This window comes from Zemynaea arenosa (assembly GCF_004614185.1).
Classification (GTDB): domain Bacteria; phylum Pseudomonadota; class Gammaproteobacteria; order Burkholderiales; family Burkholderiaceae_D; genus Telluria; species Telluria arenosa.
The window spans coordinates 30,529-46,849 of sequence record NZ_SPVF01000180.1 but is presented as its reverse complement, the minus strand read 5'-3'; the positions used below and the strand labels follow the sequence as shown (position 1 = coordinate 46,849).

The 16,321-nt window shown below is 64.6% G+C and carries 17 protein-coding genes; 16 read left to right on the top strand and 1 reads right to left on the bottom strand.

All coding sequences use genetic code 11. The features are described 5' to 3' along the window. The 5 genes from E4L96_RS14350 to E4L96_RS14330 form a co-directional block, all read left to right on the top strand. On the top strand, window positions 1-710 hold a 710-nt coding region (locus tag E4L96_RS14350; protein ID WP_135207909.1), incomplete at its 5' end, for a Tim44 domain-containing protein. A 66-nt stretch (window positions 711-776) separates the two neighbouring features. After that, entirely contained in the window at window positions 777-1,445 is a 669-nt protein-coding gene (locus tag E4L96_RS14345) for a ubiquinone biosynthesis accessory factor UbiJ (RefSeq protein ID WP_135207908.1), read from the top strand. Further along, a complete protein-coding gene (ubiB, locus tag E4L96_RS14340) occupies window positions 1,442-2,995 on the top strand; it encodes a ubiquinone biosynthesis regulatory protein kinase UbiB (RefSeq protein WP_135207907.1) in 1,554 nt (517 codons plus the stop codon). The genes E4L96_RS14345 and ubiB overlap by 4 nt, the downstream gene beginning before the upstream one ends. A gap of 19 nt (window positions 2,996-3,014) precedes the next feature. Then, window positions 3,015-3,617, top strand: coding sequence for a methyltransferase domain-containing protein (locus E4L96_RS14335; RefSeq protein WP_135207906.1), 603 nt, complete (start codon window positions 3,015-3,017; stop codon window positions 3,615-3,617). 26 nt (window positions 3,618-3,643) lie between these two features. Next, on the top strand, window positions 3,644-3,964 hold the full coding sequence (locus E4L96_RS14330) for an EthD family reductase (RefSeq protein ID WP_135207905.1): 321 nt from the start codon (window positions 3,644-3,646) through the stop codon (window positions 3,962-3,964). 43 nt (window positions 3,965-4,007) lie between these two features. Here E4L96_RS14330 and E4L96_RS23750 read toward each other — a convergent pair whose 3' ends face one another. Then, complete coding sequence (locus tag E4L96_RS23750; protein WP_167758694.1) at window positions 4,008-4,169, bottom strand: hypothetical protein; 162 nt, start codon at window positions 4,167-4,169, stop codon at window positions 4,008-4,010. A 250-nt stretch (window positions 4,170-4,419) separates the two neighbouring features. Here E4L96_RS23750 and E4L96_RS14325 point away from each other — a divergent pair, with 250 nt between their 5' ends. The 11 genes from E4L96_RS14325 to E4L96_RS14275 all read left to right on the top strand — a co-directional run bounded on the left by E4L96_RS14325 (window position 4,420) and on the right by E4L96_RS14275 (window position 16,293). After that, the gene (locus E4L96_RS14325; RefSeq protein WP_135207904.1) at window positions 4,420-4,722 is read left to right on the top strand and encodes an FmdB family zinc ribbon protein; all 303 of its coding nucleotides are present in this window, start codon (window positions 4,420-4,422) and stop codon (window positions 4,720-4,722) included. 17 nt (window positions 4,723-4,739) lie between these two features. Further along, window positions 4,740-5,363 carry a DUF502 domain-containing protein gene (locus E4L96_RS14320; RefSeq protein WP_135207903.1) on the top strand — a complete coding sequence of 208 codons (624 nt, stop codon included), beginning with the start codon at window positions 4,740-4,742 and terminating at the stop codon, window positions 5,361-5,363. A gap of 64 nt (window positions 5,364-5,427) precedes the next feature. Next, entirely contained in the window at window positions 5,428-7,224 is a 1,797-nt protein-coding gene (gene aspS, locus E4L96_RS14315; protein WP_181017618.1) for an aspartate--tRNA ligase, read from the top strand. Between the two features lie 69 nt (window positions 7,225-7,293). Further along, the gene (gene nudB / locus E4L96_RS14310) at window positions 7,294-7,740 is read left to right on the top strand and encodes a dihydroneopterin triphosphate diphosphatase (RefSeq protein WP_135207901.1); all 447 of its coding nucleotides are present in this window, start codon (window positions 7,294-7,296) and stop codon (window positions 7,738-7,740) included. Beyond that, a complete protein-coding gene (locus tag E4L96_RS14305; RefSeq protein ID WP_135207900.1) occupies window positions 7,737-8,465 on the top strand; it encodes a substrate-binding periplasmic protein in 729 nt (242 codons plus the stop codon). The genes nudB and E4L96_RS14305 overlap by 4 nt, the downstream gene beginning before the upstream one ends. A gap of 68 nt (window positions 8,466-8,533) precedes the next feature. Continuing rightward, window positions 8,534-9,346 (top strand): endonuclease/exonuclease/phosphatase family protein, encoded by an 813-nt coding sequence (locus E4L96_RS14300; protein WP_135207899.1) that lies wholly within the window; start codon window positions 8,534-8,536, stop codon window positions 9,344-9,346. Between the two features lie 67 nt (window positions 9,347-9,413). Further along, on the top strand, window positions 9,414-10,574 hold the full coding sequence (gene clsB, locus E4L96_RS14295) for a cardiolipin synthase ClsB (protein WP_135207898.1): 1,161 nt from the start codon (window positions 9,414-9,416) through the stop codon (window positions 10,572-10,574). Window positions 10,575-10,608: 34 nt separating this feature from the next. Further along, window positions 10,609-10,992 carry an RNA-binding S4 domain-containing protein gene (locus E4L96_RS14290; RefSeq protein ID WP_135207897.1) on the top strand — a complete coding sequence of 128 codons (384 nt, stop codon included), beginning with the start codon at window positions 10,609-10,611 and terminating at the stop codon, window positions 10,990-10,992. A gap of 350 nt (window positions 10,993-11,342) precedes the next feature. Next, window positions 11,343-11,954, top strand: a complete 612-nt coding sequence (locus E4L96_RS14285) for a TetR/AcrR family transcriptional regulator (RefSeq protein WP_135207896.1) — start codon at window positions 11,343-11,345, stop codon at window positions 11,952-11,954. A 69-nt stretch (window positions 11,955-12,023) separates the two neighbouring features. Beyond that, window positions 12,024-13,805 (top strand): acyl-CoA dehydrogenase C-terminal domain-containing protein, encoded by a 1,782-nt coding sequence (locus E4L96_RS14280; protein ID WP_135207895.1) that lies wholly within the window; start codon window positions 12,024-12,026, stop codon window positions 13,803-13,805. Between the two features lie 88 nt (window positions 13,806-13,893). After that, window positions 13,894-16,293, top strand: coding sequence for a 3-hydroxyacyl-CoA dehydrogenase/enoyl-CoA hydratase family protein (locus tag E4L96_RS14275; RefSeq protein ID WP_135207894.1), 2,400 nt, complete (start codon window positions 13,894-13,896; stop codon window positions 16,291-16,293). Window positions 16,294-16,321 lie beyond the last annotated feature (28 nt).

The following is a 16,321-nucleotide window of genomic DNA, read 5'->3' as shown; positions in this document are numbered from 1 at the left end:
GCGGCATCCTGGGCGGCGCGCTGCTGGGCCTTGGCCTGGGCGCGCTGTTCTCGCACTTCGGCCTGTCCAGCGCCCTCGGCTCCATGCTCGGCACCGTCCTGATGCTGGCGCTGCTGTTCTTCGCGGTCACCTTCATCATCCGCATGTTCCGCCGCAAGGACACCCCGGCCAACCAGAGCTTCTCCAACTTCAACCGCGCGCCCCAGCCGGCCTACGGCGGCAGCACCACGCCCGACATCGGCTCCGGCCTGAACCAGCAGCGCAGCGCTTTCGAGCCGGTGCAGCAGCCCGGCGGCACCATCAATCTCGGTAAGCCGGCCGATGAACCGACCTGGGGCCTGCCCGCCGACTTCGACAAGGACGCCTTCCTGCGCCAGGCCAAGTCCACCTTCATCCGCATGCAGGCCGCCTGGGACAAGGGCGACGTCTCCGACCTGCACGAGTTCACCGCACCTGAAGTCTTCGCCGAGCTGCGCATGCAGATCACCGAGCGCCAGTCGCCTGACTTCACCGACGTGGTCTCGATCGACGCCGAACTGCTGGGCATCGAGGATACTGGTGGGGAGTATATGGCGAGCGTGCGTTTCAACGGCATGATCAAGTCCGCGCCGACCGCCCAGCCAGAACCTTTCGCCGAGGTCTGGAACATGGTGAAACCCAAGTCCGGCACCGGTGGCTGGGTTCTCGCAGGAATCCAGCAGCTATCGTGATGCCAGTCTGGTAAGATCAAGCCGCCCGCGTACGAGCCGGGCGGTTTTTTTTTGCCGAATGAGTCCATGCCAGCCTCTCCCCCGTTGAATGCCTTGACCGCGCCGGTCGCCGCCACCATCAATCACTTGCTGGCCCAGGAGGCGTGGGCGCGCGATGCGCTGGCCCGCCACGCGGGCAAGGAGGCCGTGATTGACGTGGGCAGCTTCGCCCTGCGCCTGCGCGCCGCGCGCGACGGCATGATCGAGAGCTCGAACGGCGAAGGCCCGGCCAACGTCACCATCCGCGTCAAGCTGTCCGACCTGCCGCTGATCCTGCAGAACCGCGACCGCGCGTTCTCGTACGTGCAGATCGAGGGCGACGCGGAATTCGCCAACACGATTTCGCAGCTGTCCAAGGGCCTGCGCTGGGAGGCTGAGGCCGACCTGGAAAAACTGGTCGGCCCGATGGCTGCGACCCGCCTGGCCGGCGGCGCCCGCGCCGCTGTGGACACGGCCCGCATCATCAACCGCAAGTTCGCCGAGAACGTCGCCGAATTCCTCACCGAGGAGCAGCCGCTGCTCATGAAGCACGCCGCCATCGAGGACTTTGGCGCCGACGTGGTCCGCCTGCGCGACGACGTCGAACGCACCGCCAAGCGCATCGCCCGCATCGAACAGCAGCTGGCGCAGCGCGCCCGCGCTGCACGGCCGGAGCCGGTCACTCCCGCCAGCCAACACACCCTGGACCTTGAATGATTCGGAAATTCCTGCGCCTCCTGAAGATCCTGCGCGTCGCGATCAAGTACGGTCTCGACGAAATCGCACTCTCTGGACTTCCCGTCCCCCGCACCAGCAAACTGTTCGACCGCCTGTTCTGGTGGCGCGACATCTCCGCCCCGCGCGGCACGCGCCTGCGCATGGCGCTCGAGGAGCTGGGGCCGATCTTCGTCAAGTTCGGGCAGGTGCTGTCCACCCGGCGCGACCTGATCCCGCCCGACATCGTCGACGAACTGGCGCTGCTGCAGGACCGCGTGCCGCCGTTCTCCTCCGAGCTGGCGATCGCGCAGATCACGCGCTCCCTGGGCGCGCACCCCGACCTGCTGTTCGCGAGCTTCGAGCGCGAGCCGGTGGCCTCGGCCTCCATCGCCCAGGTCCACTTCGCGACCCTGAAGGACGGCCGCGAAGTCGCGGTGAAGGTCCTGCGGCCGGGCATGAAACAGTTCATCGACGAGGACGTGGCCTTGATGCACACGGCCGCCGACCTGCTCACGCGCGTGTGGTCCGAGTCCAAGCGCCTCAAGCCGAAGGAGGTGATCGCCGAATTCGACAAGTACCTGCACGATGAGCTGGACCTGATGCGCGAGGCGGCCAACGCCAGCCAGCTGCGCCGCAACTTCGCCAATTCCAGCCTGCTGCTGGTGCCGGAGATGTACTGGGACTACTGCTCGCCAAGCGTGATCACCATGGAGCGCATGCACGGCATTCCGGTGTCGCAGACCGAGCGCCTGATCGCCGAGGGCGTGGACCTGGCCAAGCTGTCGCGCGATGGCGTCGAGATCTTCTTCACCCAGGTGTTCCGCGACGGCTTCTTCCACGCCGATATGCACCCCGGGAACATCCTGGTGTCGGTGAAGCCGGAGACCTTCGGACGCTACATCGCGCTGGATTTCGGCATCGTCGGCACCCTCAATGACTTCGACAAGGACTACCTGTCGCAGAACTTCCTGGCCTTCTTCCGGCGCGACTACAAGCGGGTGGCACAAGCGCACATCGAATCGGGCTGGGCGCCCAAGGACACCCGCGTCGACGAACTGGAGTCCGCGGTGCGCGCCTGCTGCGAGCCGATTTTCGACCGGCCGCTGAAGGACATCTCGTTCGGCCAGGTGCTCCTGCGGCTGTTCCAGACCTCGCGCCGCTTCAACGTGGAGGTCCAGCCGCAGCTGGTGCTGCTGCAGAAGACCCTTCTGAATATCGAAGGCCTGGGACGCCAGCTCGACCCCAATCTCGACCTGTGGAAGACCGCCAAGCCTTACCTGGAACGCTGGATGTCCGAGCAGATCGGCATCCCCGGCCTGCTGGAAAAGCTGAAGGAAGAAGCGCCGCGCTTCGCCCACATCATGCCCGTGATCCCGCGCCTCGTGCACCAGGCCCTATGCCAGGCCGTGGAGCTGGAGCGCGCGGACAGCGCCCTGCTGCGCCTCCTGATTTTGGAGCAGCAGCGCATGAACCGCCTGCTGATGGTGATGATGATCGCCGGTGCGGGGGCGGGAGGCGCCTACCTGCTGCACTACCTGAAGCTGATCTGACCTGCATCGGAGCGACTCGATGGCCGACTTCGCGACCCGCGACCCGCTCTCGCCCGCGTTCTGGGATGAACGCTTTGCGCGCCGTTTCACGCCCTGGGACCGGGGCGGCGTGCCGCAGGCGCTGCACACCTTCGTGGCCCGCAACGACCGGCCGCTCGCGACCCTGATCCCCGGCTGTGGCACCGCGTATGAACTGGTGCATTTGTCCGAGTCCGGCTGGCCGGTGACCGCGATCGACTTCGCGCCGGAAGCGGTGGCGCTGGCGAAGCAAGGGGCAGGGCTGTGGGCCGGGCGCATCGAGCAGGCTGACTTTTTCAAGTGGACGCCGCAACCGGGCGCGGAGCTGGACTTCATCTACGAGCGCGCCTTTTTGTGTGCGCTGCCGCCGTCGATGCGCGAGCAGGTGGCGGCCCGCTGGGCCGCGCTGCTCAAGCCGGGCGCGCTCCTGGGCGGCTTCTTCTACTTCGACCCCAGTCCCAAGGGCCCACCTTTCGGCATCCTCCCCGAGCAGCTCGACGCGCTCCTGTCCCCCTATTTCACGCGCCTCGAAGACCTCGAAGTCACCGATTCCATTCCCGTCTTTGTGGGCAAGGAACGCTGGCAGGTCTGGCAACGCAGGTGAGCCTCACACCCGACCAGGAGGCCGCCGTGGAAGCGACCATGAGTTTCAACGTGATCTACCCGAACCGCGAGGGTGCGCGCTTCGATACGCACTACTACCGGGAGACCCACATCCCGCTGGTGCAGAGGATCTTCCACCCCGCCCGGGTGACCCTTATTGAAGGTGTACCGATGGGCGGCGCCGCGCCGCCTTTCGTGATGATCGCCCACTTCGAATTCGCCTCCCTCGGCGCGCTGAACGCCGCCTTGAGCGCGCCGGATCGGGGAGCGCTGCGGGCCGATCTCGCCAACTTCACCGACATCGAACCGACCATCCTGCTCGGAAAACAATGCTCCGGTCCCAAATGAAAAAAGCCCGCTGCTGCGGGCTTTTCAGGGACGGGATGTGTTCTTAGCTACGCTTGTTGCGGAAGAAGTAGCCGATCATGCTGATGGCAGCGGCCAGCAGCGCGCACGACACGGATTCCGGAAGCGGATTGATGTTGTAGCTGGTGGCGGTGAAGTCGCCGACAGCGCCTGCGGTGAGCATTGCGATAAAAAGCAGCTTTGTCATCTTTCTTCCCTCTTGATTATTTACTACTGATTTCCGACTACAAGAGTTTGTTCTAGTTCAAGTATCTTATCCTTACTCTTAATGCAACACAAGTTTTTTCAGAGAATTATGTGTTGTAAAAATGTTTCCGACTCGAACTCCCGGTTTGTCAAGGTCTATTTAAAGTCCGGCGGGCCGGCCCCATCTAGGGGACCCCGGCCTGAAAAAGCTTTATAATTCAGGGTTTTTGAAAGTTTTTTGCGGAGAAACCATGCCAATCTACGCTTACCGTTGCGACGACTGTGGATTTGCCAAGGACGTGTTGCAAAAGATCTCTGACGCCCCGCTGACCCTGTGCGAGTCCTGCGGCAAACCGTCGTTCCGCAAGCAGTTGAGCGCCCCCGGCTTCCAATTGAAAGGGACCGGCTGGTACGTGACCGATTTCCGAAACAAGGGCGGCTCGGGCTCGACCGCCGCCACCGGTTCGGGCAGTCCCACCAGCGGTGGGGGGAGTTCGGGCGGCGGCGAATCGTCGTCTCCGCCGGCCTCGTCCACGGCCTCCAGCGACGTCTGAGGTCTTAACAAAAGTACATGCGTAAATACTTCCTTACTGGCCTGCTCGTCCTGGTCCCGATCGCCACCACGATCTGGGTGCTGAACTTCATCATCGGCACCTTGGACCAGTCGCTCGTGCTGCTGCCCGAGGCCTGGCGCCCGCAATCGCTGGTCGGTTTCGACATCCCGGGCGTCGGCGCGATCCTGACGCTGGCCATCGTGTTCCTCACCGGCCTGCTGACGAACAACCTGGTCGGCAACTATGTCGTGCGCCAGTGGGACAAGCTGCTGACCCGCATCCCGGTGGTCAGCTCCCTGTACACCAGCGTGAAGCAGGTGTCGGACACGCTGTTCTCCTCGTCCGGCAACGCCTTCCGCAAGGCCGTGCTGATCCCGTATCCGCACGAGCACTCGCGCACCATCGCCTTCCTGACCGGCACGCCGGGCGGGGACGCGGCCAATCATCTTGAGGGCGAGTGGGTCAGCGTGTACGTGCCCACCACCCCCAACCCGACCTCCGGCTTCTTCCTGATGATGGAAAAGAGCCGCGTCGTGGAACTCGACATGTCGGTCGACGTGGCGCTCAAGTACATCGTCTCGATGGGCGTGGTCGCCCCCGAGCCCGCGACCCCGGCGGGCATCGTCATCGCCAAAGAATAAGCAGTCGCGAAAAATAAGAAGCACCCCATACATCAACCTTCACCGAATAACCACTATGTCCTCCATGCGTACTCAATACTGCGGCCTCGTCACCGAAGAGCTGCTCGGCCAAACCGTGAGCCTGTGCGGCTGGGTGCACCGCCGCCGCGATCACGGTGGCGTGATCTTTATCGACCTGCGCGACCGTGAGGGCCTGGTGCAGGTGGTCTGCCATCCGGACCAGGTGGAAGCGTTCAAGGCCGCCGAACATGTGCGCAACGAGTACTGCCTGCGCATCACCGGCACCGTCAACAACCGCCTCGAAGGCACCATCAACAACAACCTTAAGTCCGGCAAGATCGAAGTGGTCGCCACCGCCGTGGAAGTGCTGAATCCTTCCGTGCCGGTGCCGTTCCAGCTGGACGACGACAACCTGTCGGAGACCACCCGCCTGACCCACCGCGTGCTCGACCTGCGCCGCCAGCAGATGCAGGACAACCTGCGCCTGCGCTACCGCGTGTCGATGGAAGTGCGCAAGTATCTGGACGCGCTGGGCTTCATCGACATCGAGACCCCGATGCTGACCAAGTCCACGCCGGAAGGCGCGCGTGACTACCTGGTGCCGTCGCGCGTCAACCCGGGCAACTTCTTCGCGCTGCCGCAGTCGCCGCAGCTGTTCAAGCAACTGCTGATGGTGTCGAACTTTGACCGCTACTACCAGATCACCAAGTGCTTCCGCGACGAAGACCTGCGCGCCGACCGCCAGCCGGAATTCACCCAGATCGACTGCGAGACCTCCTTCCTCACCGAGCAGGAGATCCGCGACCTGTTCGAAGACATGATGCGCACCGTCTTCCGCAACACCAAGGGCATCGAGCTGCCGAACCCGTTCCCCGTAATGGACTTTGCCACCGCCATGGGCATGTACGGTTCGGACAAGCCGGACATGCGCGTCAAGCTGCAGTTCACCGAACTGACCGACGTGATGAAGTCCGTCGAGTTCAAGGTCTTCAACGCCGCCGCCAACCTGCCGAACGGCCGCGTGGTCGGCCTGCGCGTGCCTCAGGGCGGTTCCATGCCGCGTTCCGAGATCGACGCCTACACCCAGTTCGTCGCCATCTACGGCGCCAAGGGCCTCGCCTACATCAAGGTCAACGAAAAGGCCAAGGGCCGCGATGGCCTGCAGTCCCCGATCGTCAAGAACCTGGATGACGCAGCGCTCGCGCAGATCCTCGAGCGCACCGGCGCCGAAGACGGCGACCTGATTTTCTTCGGCGCGGACAAGGCCAAGGTGGTCAACGACGCCATCGGTGCGCTGCGCATCAAGATCGGCCACTCCGAGTTCGGCAAGAAGGCCGGCCTGTTCGACGACGCCTGGAAGCCGCTGTGGGTGGTGGACTTCCCGATGTTCGAGTATGACGAGGAAGACGACCGCTGGACCGCGACCCACCACCCGTTCACCGCGCCGAAGGACGGCCACGAGGACATGCTGGAGTCCAACCCGGGCGCCTGCTTGGCCAAGGCCTACGACATGGTGCTGAACGGCTGGGAGCTGGGCGGCGGTTCGATCCGTATCCACCGCGAGGAAGTCCAGTCCAAGGTGTTCCGCGCCCTGAAGATCGGCGCCGAGGAAGCGCAGCTCAAGTTCGGCTTCCTGCTGGACGCGCTGCAGTACGGCGCGCCGCCGCACGGTGGCCTGGCCTTTGGCCTGGACCGCCTGGTCACCCTGATGACCGGCTCCGAGTCGATCCGCGACGTGATCGCCTTCCCGAAGACCCAGCGTGCGCAGGACCTCTTGACCAACGCGCCGTCGGAAGTCGACGAGAAGCAGCTCAAGGAGCTGCACATCCGCCTGCGCGCGGCCGAGCCGAAGGTCGCCTAAGCACGCGCAAGTACCACCGCACCGGCCCGCGCGGCTGGTGCGGCGTTCCGCGCGCCGCGATGCATCGCCATGCATAAGATCCCCGAGTCCGTCCTGGTCGTGGTCCACACCGCGGACCTGGACGTGCTGTTGATCGAACGCGCGGACAAGCCGGGCTACTGGCAGTCCGTCACCGGCTCCAAGGACACGCTGGACGAGCCGCTGATCGAGACGGCGCGCCGCGAACTGTTCGAGGAAACCGGCATCGTCGCCGACGGAAAGGCGATCGCGTTGCGCGACTGGCAGCTCTCCAACATCTACGAGATCTACCCCGTCTGGCGGCACCGCTATGCGCCCGGCGTGACCCACAACACCGAGCACGTGTTCTCCGCCTGCGTCCCGCGCGATGTGCCGGTGATCCTCAGCCCGCGCGAGCACACGCACTACGTGTGGCTGCCCTACCTGGAAGCGGCGGACCGCTGCTTCTCGCCCTCCAACGCGGAAGCGGTGCTGCAGCTGCCGCGGCATGTCCCATGATCCTCGTGGCTGTCGCGCTGGCCCTGTCCCTGACGTCATTGGCCGCCCAGGCCGCGGCGCCGCAGCTGCGCATCACCACCGAGGAATCGCTGCCCGCCGTGATGGTCGAGCAGGGCAGGTTCACCGGCTACGCCTACGAAAAACTGCGCGAGGCGATGCGCCGCGCCGGCATCACCTTCAGCATCGAACTGATGCCGTGGATGCGCTCCTATACCCTGGCCCAGCAGGACCCGGGCACCTGCGTGTTCCCCACCACCCGCACGCCCGAGCGCGAGAAGCTGTTCACCTGGGTGGTGCCGGTGGCGCGCACCGATTGGTGGCTTTACGGCCTGGCCAACCGCGACTACCGCGTGCACAAGCTGGAAGACGCGCGCCAGCTGCGCTTTGGCGCCTACAACGGCGACGTGCGCGGCGAATACCTGAAGGCGCGCGGCTACCAGGTCGACTTTGCGAGCAACGACGACGCCAATATCCGCAAGCTGATGCTGGGGCGGATCGATCTGTGGGTGGCCAGCCCGCGCTCGGCCCAGGTGCGGCTGGCGCGCGAGTCGCTGCAGAACGAGATCACGCCGATCATGATGTTCAATTCTGTCGAGCTGTATCTGGCCTGCCACCCGGCCACGCCGGCCGCCTTGGTGCGCCGCCTGGCGGCCGCCTTCACCGCCATGGAGCGCGACGGCACCTCCCGCGCTATCGAAGTCCGCTACGACGTCCCGCAGCGCTGACGCGACGCCCACGCGAATGCGCGCCAGCGCACTGAACGGGGTTTTGCGGACGGCGTAGAATGGCCTCCATGAAGCTCCGCGTTGCCACCTACAACATCCACAAGGGCGTCTCCTCCATCCGCAGCTCGCCGCGCGTGGTGGCCCTCAAAAAGGCCATCCAGCTGTTCGAGGCCGATGTCGTGTTCCTGCAGGAAGTGCAGGGCCGGCACGACCTCAAACTGGCCAAATATGGCGACACCAACCACGGCCACCGCCATTGGCCGGAGAAAGCGCAGCACGAGTTCTTTGCGGATGACGGCCACCACACCGCCTACGGCCTGAACGCCAAGTACGATCATGGCCACCACGGCAACGCGCTGCTGTCGCGCTTCCCCATCGACAAGTATCACAACCACGACGTCTCCGACCACGCCTACGAGCAGCGCGGCATCCTGCACTGCGAGCTGACCACGCCGCAGGGCTCGGTGCATTGCTACGTGATCCACCTCGGCCTGTTCGAGTCCAGCCGGAGACGCCAGGCCGCGTCGCTGATCGAAGCGGTCAATACCTCGGCGCCGAACGGCGAGCCGGTCATCATCGCCGGCGATTTCAACGACTGGCGCAACACCCTGTCGGACGAGTTGCGCAAGGGGCTCGGCGTGGTCGAGGTGTTCGACGAACTGGAGCGCCATTCGCGCCTGCGCGGGCTGATGCGTTCGCTGTCCGGCAAGGACGTCCCGCCGCGCCAGGCGCGCACCTTCCCGGCCGCGCTGCCGCTGTTCCGGCTGGACCGGATCTATGTGCGCGGCTTCAAGGTCGAAGAGGCGGAAGTGCTGCATGGGACGCTGTGGGCCAAGCTGTCCGACCACGCGCCCATTGTCGCGAATCTCACACTGGCCTGAACCTGATCCGGTTGAAAAAGGGCAAAATGGACACCATCTCTGCCCCAATCGAAATCTTCCAGCCACCATGCGAGCGGTAAATTTTGTTGCCCACAACGAAGTCAAGCTGCTGCATTGCGGAACCGATTACTTCCCCGCCCTGATCGCGGCCATCGATGCCGCCCAGTACGACGTTTACTTTGAGACGTACATCTTCGCGGCGGACGAGATCGGTGACGCCGTGCAGTGCGCGCTCGTGCGGGCCGCGCAGCGCGGCGTGACGGTGCACATGCTCACCGACTGGTTCGGCACCGGCCACAAGCGCGTGACGCAGATGGACATCGAGCTGGCCAAGGCTGGCGTCAAGCATCGCGTGTTCAACCCCTGGTTCAAGCGCGGGCTGGCGCGCAGCCACCGCAAGCTGTGCGTGGTGGACCGCGTCGTCGCCTTTGTCGGCGGCATCAACATCACCGACGACCTGTATTGCGAGCACCACCCGGGCGTCAAGCTGACCGCTCCGCGCTGGGACTTTGCGGTGCAGGTGCGCGGGCCGCTGGTGGCGCTGATCCACAAGGAGCTGCAGGCGCAGTGGGCGCGCATCGGGCACATGAACCTGGTCAACCGCATCAAGCTGTTCCGCGAGATGCGCAAGGTGGAGAAGGCCTCGGCCGACAACGCGGTGATGGCCGCTTTCGTGGTGCGCGACAACTGGCGCAACCGGCGCACCATCCAGCGCGCCTACCTGCAGGCGATCGGGCGGGCCAAGAAGCAGGTGCTGCTGGCCAACCCGTACTTCGCCCCGGGGCGCAAGATCCGGCGCGCACTGGCCAGCGCGGCGCGGCGCGGGGTCGAGGTCAAGCTGCTGATCGGCGTGGGCGAATTCTTCATGCAGGACGCGGTGGCGCACTCGTTCTATCCCAAGCTGCTGGAGGCGGGCGTGCAGGTGATCGAGTACCAGAAGACCCAGCTGCACGCCAAGGTCGCGGTGATCGACGACGATTGGGCGACCGTGGGCTCATCGAATTTTGACGGCTTGTCGCTGTTCCTGAACCAGGAAGCGAACGTGATCGTCAAGGACGCCGGCTTCGCGCGCAGCCTGCGCCAGCACATCGAGCTGGCGATGGCCGAGGGCGTGGTGATCCAGCGGGAAGAATTTGCCAACATTGGGTGGATCCGGCGGCTCGGCTACGAAGCTGCGTATGCCCTCTACAAACTGACCATGCGCGTGTTCGCCATCGGCTATGCATGACGCAGCAATGAACTTGACATGAGTGACTGAAAAGATGGACCAGATTCGAATCGACAAATGGCTGTGGGCCGCGCGCTTCTTCAAGACGCGTTCCCTGGCCGCCGACGCCGTCGACACCGGCCGCGTCCGCGTCGACGGCCAGCGCATCAAGCCTGCGCGCGTGGTAAAGGAGGGCGAAACCTACGACATCGACAACGGCTCCGACCGTTGGGAAGTGGTCGTGAAATCACTCTCCGACAAGCGCGGCCCCGCCCCGGTGGCGCGCGGGCTGTACGAAGAAACCGCCGACAGCCTGAAGCGCCGCGAAATGAACGCCGAGGCCCGCCGCCTGCATCCCGAGCCCGGCACCTTCATCCGCGGCGGCCGCCCCACCAAGCGCGACCGCCGCCTGATCGACCGCGCCGGCGACGATTCCTGAAAGTTCCCCTCCCCGCATCCCCACCTTGACCCCGCTCACCCCGGGGTCAGGCACCCCTCTCATACTCACCCCGGGGTCAGGCACCCCTCTCATAGACAAGCCCTGACCCCACCCGCATTTTCCCCTTTCAATTCAAAGCCTTGTGCATTGCTGTTCAGATAACGTTTGGAAACCTCGCGGCCTGACCCCTGTGGAGAACTTTTTGCGGAATGGCCACAATTGGCGGGGGCGGGCGGTCCTAGAACCACACCTCTAGGTTGGCGTTTGACATTTCGCTAGGGCTGGATAATAGTACGAGCGTTCGGATTTTTTCCTCAACGGGTACAGCCATCAATACGACAGCCAAATTCATGCGCAAGGGCGAGATGACGCGCGCGGCGATTCTCGATGTCGCGCTCGAGCTGGCCAGCCGCGACGGCCTGGAAGGCCTGACCATCGGCCTGCTGGCCGACCGGATGAACATGAGCAAGTCCGGCGTCTTCGCCCACTTCGGGTCGCGCGAGGACCTGCAGCTGGAAGTGCTGAAGCTGTACCACCATCGCTTCGAGCAGGAAGTGTTCTACCCGAGCGTCCAGGAGCCACGCGGCCTGCCGCGCCTGACGTCGATGTTCACGCGCTGGATCACCCAGGTCAGCGTGGAGATCACCTCGGGCTGCATCTACATCAGCGGCGCGGTGGAGTACGACGACCGCCCGGGCCCCATACGCGATGAACTGGTCGCGATGGTGCGGGCCTGGCAGGGCGCCATGCTGCGCTGCGTGAAGCAAACCATCGAGGTCGGCGACCTGAAGCCGGACACCGACGCCGGGCAGCTGGTCTACGAGATGTATGGCCTGATCCTGGCCCTGCACCACGATGCCCGCTTCCTGCGCATGCCGGGCAGCGTCGACCGCGCCAAGGCCGGCTTCGAGCGCCTGCTGCGCGACTATCGGCAGGTAGAGAACCGCACACCGACAACCTGACGCGGTCCTGCGAGACAACCGCGTCCCACTTAACCGAATCCACACCCTCACGCCGTCAGGAGAACAAACATGGGTCAATACGTCGCACCAATCCGGGACATGCAATTCGTGCTGCACGAGTTCCTGGGCGTTACCGAAGAGCTGAAGGCGATGCCGCACTACGCCGAAGTCGACGCGGACATCATCAACCAGGTGCTCGAAGAGGGTGCGAAGTTCACGCAGGAAGTCATCTTCCCGCTGAACCACTCCGGCGACCGCGAGGGCTGCCACTTCGACCCGGCCACCAAGTCCGTGACCACGCCGAAGGGCTTCAAGGACGCGTACAAGCAGTACGTGGACGGCGGCTGGGCCGCCCTGGCCTGCGACACCGACTTCGGCGGCCAGGGCCTGCCGGTGGTGCTGAATAATTCGTTCTACGAGATGCTCAACTCGGCCAACCAGGCCTGGTCGATGTATCCGGGCCTGTCCCACGGCGCCTACGAGTGCCTGAAGGAGCACGGCACCGACGAGCAGAAGAAAGTCTACCTGCCGAAGCTCGCCACCGGCGAATGGACCGGCACCATGTGCCTGACCGAAGCCCACTGCGGCACCGACCTCGGCATGCTGCGCTCGAAAGCGATCCCGCAGGCCGACGGCTCCTGGTCCATCACCGGCAACAAGATCTTCATCTCGGCCGGCGAACATGACATGGCTGAGAACATCATCCACCTGGTGCTGGCCCGCGTGCCGGACGCGCCGGAAGGCTCGAAGGGCATCTCGCTGTTCCTGGTGCCGAAGTTCATTCCCAACGCGGACGGCCAGCCGGGCGAGCGCAATGGCATCGCCTGCGGCGCCATCGAAGAAAAGATGGGCATTCACGGGAACTCGACCTGCCAGATGAACCTGGACGGCGCCAAGGGCTGGATCATCGGCCAGCCGAACAAAGGCCTGAACGCGATGTTCGTCTTCATGAACGCGGCCCGCCTGGGCGTCGGCATGCAGTCGCTGGGCCTGACCGAAGTCGCCTACCAGAACGCGCTGGCCTACGCCAAGGACCGCATCCAGATGCGCAGCCTCTCGGGCCCGAAGGCGCCGGACAAGCCGGCCGACCCGATCATCGTGCACCCGGACGTGCGCCGCATGCTGCTGACCGCGAAAGCCTACGCGGAAGGCGCGCGCGCCTTCTCGTCCTACGTCGCGCTGCAGATCGACCGCGAGCTGCACCACCCGGACGAAGAAGTGCGCAAGGAAGCCGCCGACGAAGTCGCGCTGCTCACCCCCATCATCAAGGCCTTCATCACCGACAACGGCTGGATCGCCACCTCCGAATGCATGCAGGTGTACGGCGGCCATGGCTACATCGCCGAGTGGGGCATGGAGCAGTACGTGCGCGATGCGCGCATCAACCTGATCTACGAAGGCACCAATACCATCCAGTCGCTCGACCTCCTGGGCCGCAAGATCCTGATGGACAACGGCGCCAAGCTGCGCAAGTTCGGGGAGAAGATCAAGTCCTTCGTCGAAGAGAATGGCCTGGACGAGTCGCTGTCCGAGTTCGTGACGCCGCTGGGCGAGCTGGGTGACAAGGTCACCAAGCTGACTATGGAAATCGGCATGAAGGCCTTCCAGAATCCGGAAGAAGTGGGCGCCGCCGCCGTGCCTTACCTGCGCGTGGTCGGCCACATGGTGTACTCGTACTTCTTCGCGCAGATGGCGAAGATCGCGCTGAGCAAGGAAGGTGACTTCTACAAGGCCAAGCTGGCCACCGCGCGCTTCTACTTCGCACGCCTGTACCCGGAAACCGCGATGCTGATCCGCCAGGCCCGTTCCGGCTCGGCCTCGCTGATGGCGCTGGACGCAGACCTGTTCTAATCAACTCACGCACGCCGATCGCTCTCTCCGTATCCCCGCGGCGCGGGGATAGTAGTGAACGGGAGAGCGTCTCAACCAAGGAATCCAAATGACCAACTTCATCGTCAAGAAAGTCGCCGTCCTGGGCGCCGGCGTGATGGGCGCGCAGATCGCCGCCCACTGCGTCAACGCCAAGGTGCCGGTGGTGCTGTTCGACCTGCCCGCGAAGGAAGGCCCCAAAAACGGCATCGTCCTGCGCGCCATCGAGAACCTGAAAAAACTGAGCCCGGCCCCGCTGGGCAACAAGGACGACGCGTCCCTGATCGAAGTCGCCAACTACGAGGACAACCTCGACGTGCTGGCCGGCTGTGACCTGATCATCGAAGCCATCGCCGAGCGCATGGACTGGAAGCACGACCTGTACGCCAAGGTCGCCCCGCACATCGCTCCGAACGCGATCTTCGCATCCAACACCTCGGGCCTCTCGATCAACAGGCTGGCCGAGGGCTTCGACGACAACCTGAAGGCGCGTTTCTGCGGCGTCCACTTCTTCAACCCGCCGCGCTACATGCACTTGGTCGAACTGATCCCGACCACGTCTACCAACCCGGCCATCCTGGACCAGCTGGAGTCCTTCCTGACCACCACGCTCGGCAAGGGCGTGGTGCGCGCCAAGGACACGCCGAACTTCATCGCCAACCGCGTGGGCATCTTCGGCATGCTGGCCACCATCCACGAAGCCGAGAAGTTCGGCCTGTCCGTGGACGTGGTCGACGACCTGACCGGCGCGAAGCTGGGCCGCGCCAAGTCCGGCACCTTCCGCACCGCGGACGTGGTGGGCCTGGACACCATGGGCCACGTGATCAAGACCATGCAGGACAACCTGGCCGACGACCCGTTCTTCAGCGTGTACAAGACGCCCGAGATCCTGTCCAAGCTGATCGCCGGTGGCGCGCTGGGCCAGAAGACCGGCGCGGGCTTCTACAAAAAGGAAGGCAAGGAGATCAAGCGCATCGACCCGGCGACCGGCACCTACGTGGCCGGCGGCGGCAAGGCGGCGGACATCGTGGCCCGCATCCTGAAGGAGAAGGACCCGGTCAAGAAGTTCAAGGCCATGCGCGAATCGACCAACCCGCAGGCGCAGTTCCTGTGGGCGATCTTCCGCGATGCTTTCCACTACATCGCCGTGCACCTGAAGGACATCGCCGATAACGCGCGCGACATCGACTTCGCCATGCGCTGGGGCTTCGGCTGGTCGGTCGGCCCGTTCGAGACCTGGCAGGCCGCCGGCTGGAAGCAGATCGCCGAGTGGGTGAGCCAGGACATCGCCGAAGGCAAGGCCCTGACCAACGCGCCGCTGCCCGCCTGGGTGCTGGACGGTCCGCCCGCGCAGCAGAACGGCGTGCATACCGCCGAGGGTTCGTACTCCGCGTCCTCCAACAGCTTCGTGCCGCGTTCCGACCTGCCGGTCTACCAGCGCCAGGCCTTCCGCGCTCCGGTGCTGGGCGCCGCCGCTGAAGATCCGAAGACCGCCGGCGTCACCGTGCATGAAGACGCGAACGTCCGCGTCTGGCACCAGAACGACGATGTGCTCATCATCTCGCTCAAGTCCAAGATGCACACCATCGGCCAGGGCGTGATCGATGGCCTGAAGCTGGCGCTGGCCGAAGCCGAAAAGAACTTCAAGGGCCTGGTCATCTGGAATACCGATGCCGCCGACGGTGGCCCGTTCTCCGCCGGTGCGAACCTGGAAGAAGCCCTGCCGGCCTACATGGCAGGCGGCGCGAAAGCCATCGACCCGGCCGTGAAAGCGCTGCAGGACACCTTCATGCAGCTCAAGTACGCCAACGTGCCGGTGGTGGCCGCGGTCGCGGGCATCGCCCTCGGTGGTGGCCTGGAGCTGGCGCTGCATGCGTCCAAGCGCGTAGCGGCTCTCGAGTCCTACATGGGTCTCGTCGAAGTCGGCGTCGGCCTGGTGCCGGCCGGCGGTGGCCTGAAGGAAGCGGCGGTGCGTGCGGCCAATGAAGCCAAGGGCACGGACATCCTGCAGTTCCTGAAGGGGCACTTCACCAACGCGGCCATGGCTGCGGTGTCGAAGTCCGCGCTGGAAGCGAAAGCGATGGGCTACCTGAAAGAAGACGACGTCATCGTCTTCAACACCTACGAGCTGCTGCACGTGGCCAAGGTGCAGGCGCGTTCGATGTTCGACGCGGGCTACCGTCCGCCGCTGAAGAAGCTGATTCCGGTCGGCGGCCGCTACACCCTCGGCACCATCAAGGCGCAGCTGGTCAACATGCGCGACGGCGGCTTCATCTCCGCGCACGACTTCAAGCTGGGCGAGATGATCGCGGCCATCGTCTCCGGCGGCGACGTGGACCAGGGCTCGCTGGTGTCGGAACAGTGGCTCCTCGACATGGAGCGCAAGGCCTTCCTTGAACTGCTGAACAATCCGAAGACGCAGGAACGCATCATGGGCATGCTGCAGACCGGTAAGCCGGTGCGCAACTGATCCGCCACGCGACCGAACTTTGAGAGAT

Coding starts and splice junctions, on each gene's coding strand:
- E4L96_RS14285 (WP_135207896.1), top strand. CDS start 11,343: ATGCGCAAGGGCGAGATGACGCGCGCGGCGATTCTCGATGTCGCGCTC.
- clsB (WP_135207898.1), top strand. CDS start 9,414: ATGCGAGCGGTAAATTTTGTTGCCCACAACGAAGTCAAGCTGCTGCAT.
- E4L96_RS14305 (WP_135207900.1), top strand. CDS start 7,737: ATGATCCTCGTGGCTGTCGCGCTGGCCCTGTCCCTGACGTCATTGGCC.
- E4L96_RS14275 (WP_135207894.1), top strand. CDS start 13,894: ATGACCAACTTCATCGTCAAGAAAGTCGCCGTCCTGGGCGCCGGCGTG.
- E4L96_RS14320 (WP_135207903.1), top strand. CDS start 4,740: ATGCGTAAATACTTCCTTACTGGCCTGCTCGTCCTGGTCCCGATCGCC.
- aspS (WP_181017618.1), top strand. CDS start 5,428: ATGCGTACTCAATACTGCGGCCTCGTCACCGAAGAGCTGCTCGGCCAA.
- E4L96_RS14300 (WP_135207899.1), top strand. CDS start 8,534: ATGAAGCTCCGCGTTGCCACCTACAACATCCACAAGGGCGTCTCCTCC.
- E4L96_RS14335 (WP_135207906.1), top strand. CDS start 3,015: ATGGCCGACTTCGCGACCCGCGACCCGCTCTCGCCCGCGTTCTGGGAT.
- E4L96_RS23750 (WP_167758694.1), bottom strand. CDS start 4,169: ATGACAAAGCTGCTTTTTATCGCAATGCTCACCGCAGGCGCTGTCGGC.
- E4L96_RS14290 (WP_135207897.1), top strand. CDS start 10,609: ATGGACCAGATTCGAATCGACAAATGGCTGTGGGCCGCGCGCTTCTTC.
- nudB (WP_135207901.1), top strand. CDS start 7,294: ATGCATAAGATCCCCGAGTCCGTCCTGGTCGTGGTCCACACCGCGGAC.
- E4L96_RS14345 (WP_135207908.1), top strand. CDS start 777: ATGCCAGCCTCTCCCCCGTTGAATGCCTTGACCGCGCCGGTCGCCGCC.
- E4L96_RS14325 (WP_135207904.1), top strand. CDS start 4,420: ATGCCAATCTACGCTTACCGTTGCGACGACTGTGGATTTGCCAAGGAC.
- E4L96_RS14280 (WP_135207895.1), top strand. CDS start 12,024: ATGGGTCAATACGTCGCACCAATCCGGGACATGCAATTCGTGCTGCAC.
- ubiB (WP_135207907.1), top strand. CDS start 1,442: ATGATTCGGAAATTCCTGCGCCTCCTGAAGATCCTGCGCGTCGCGATC.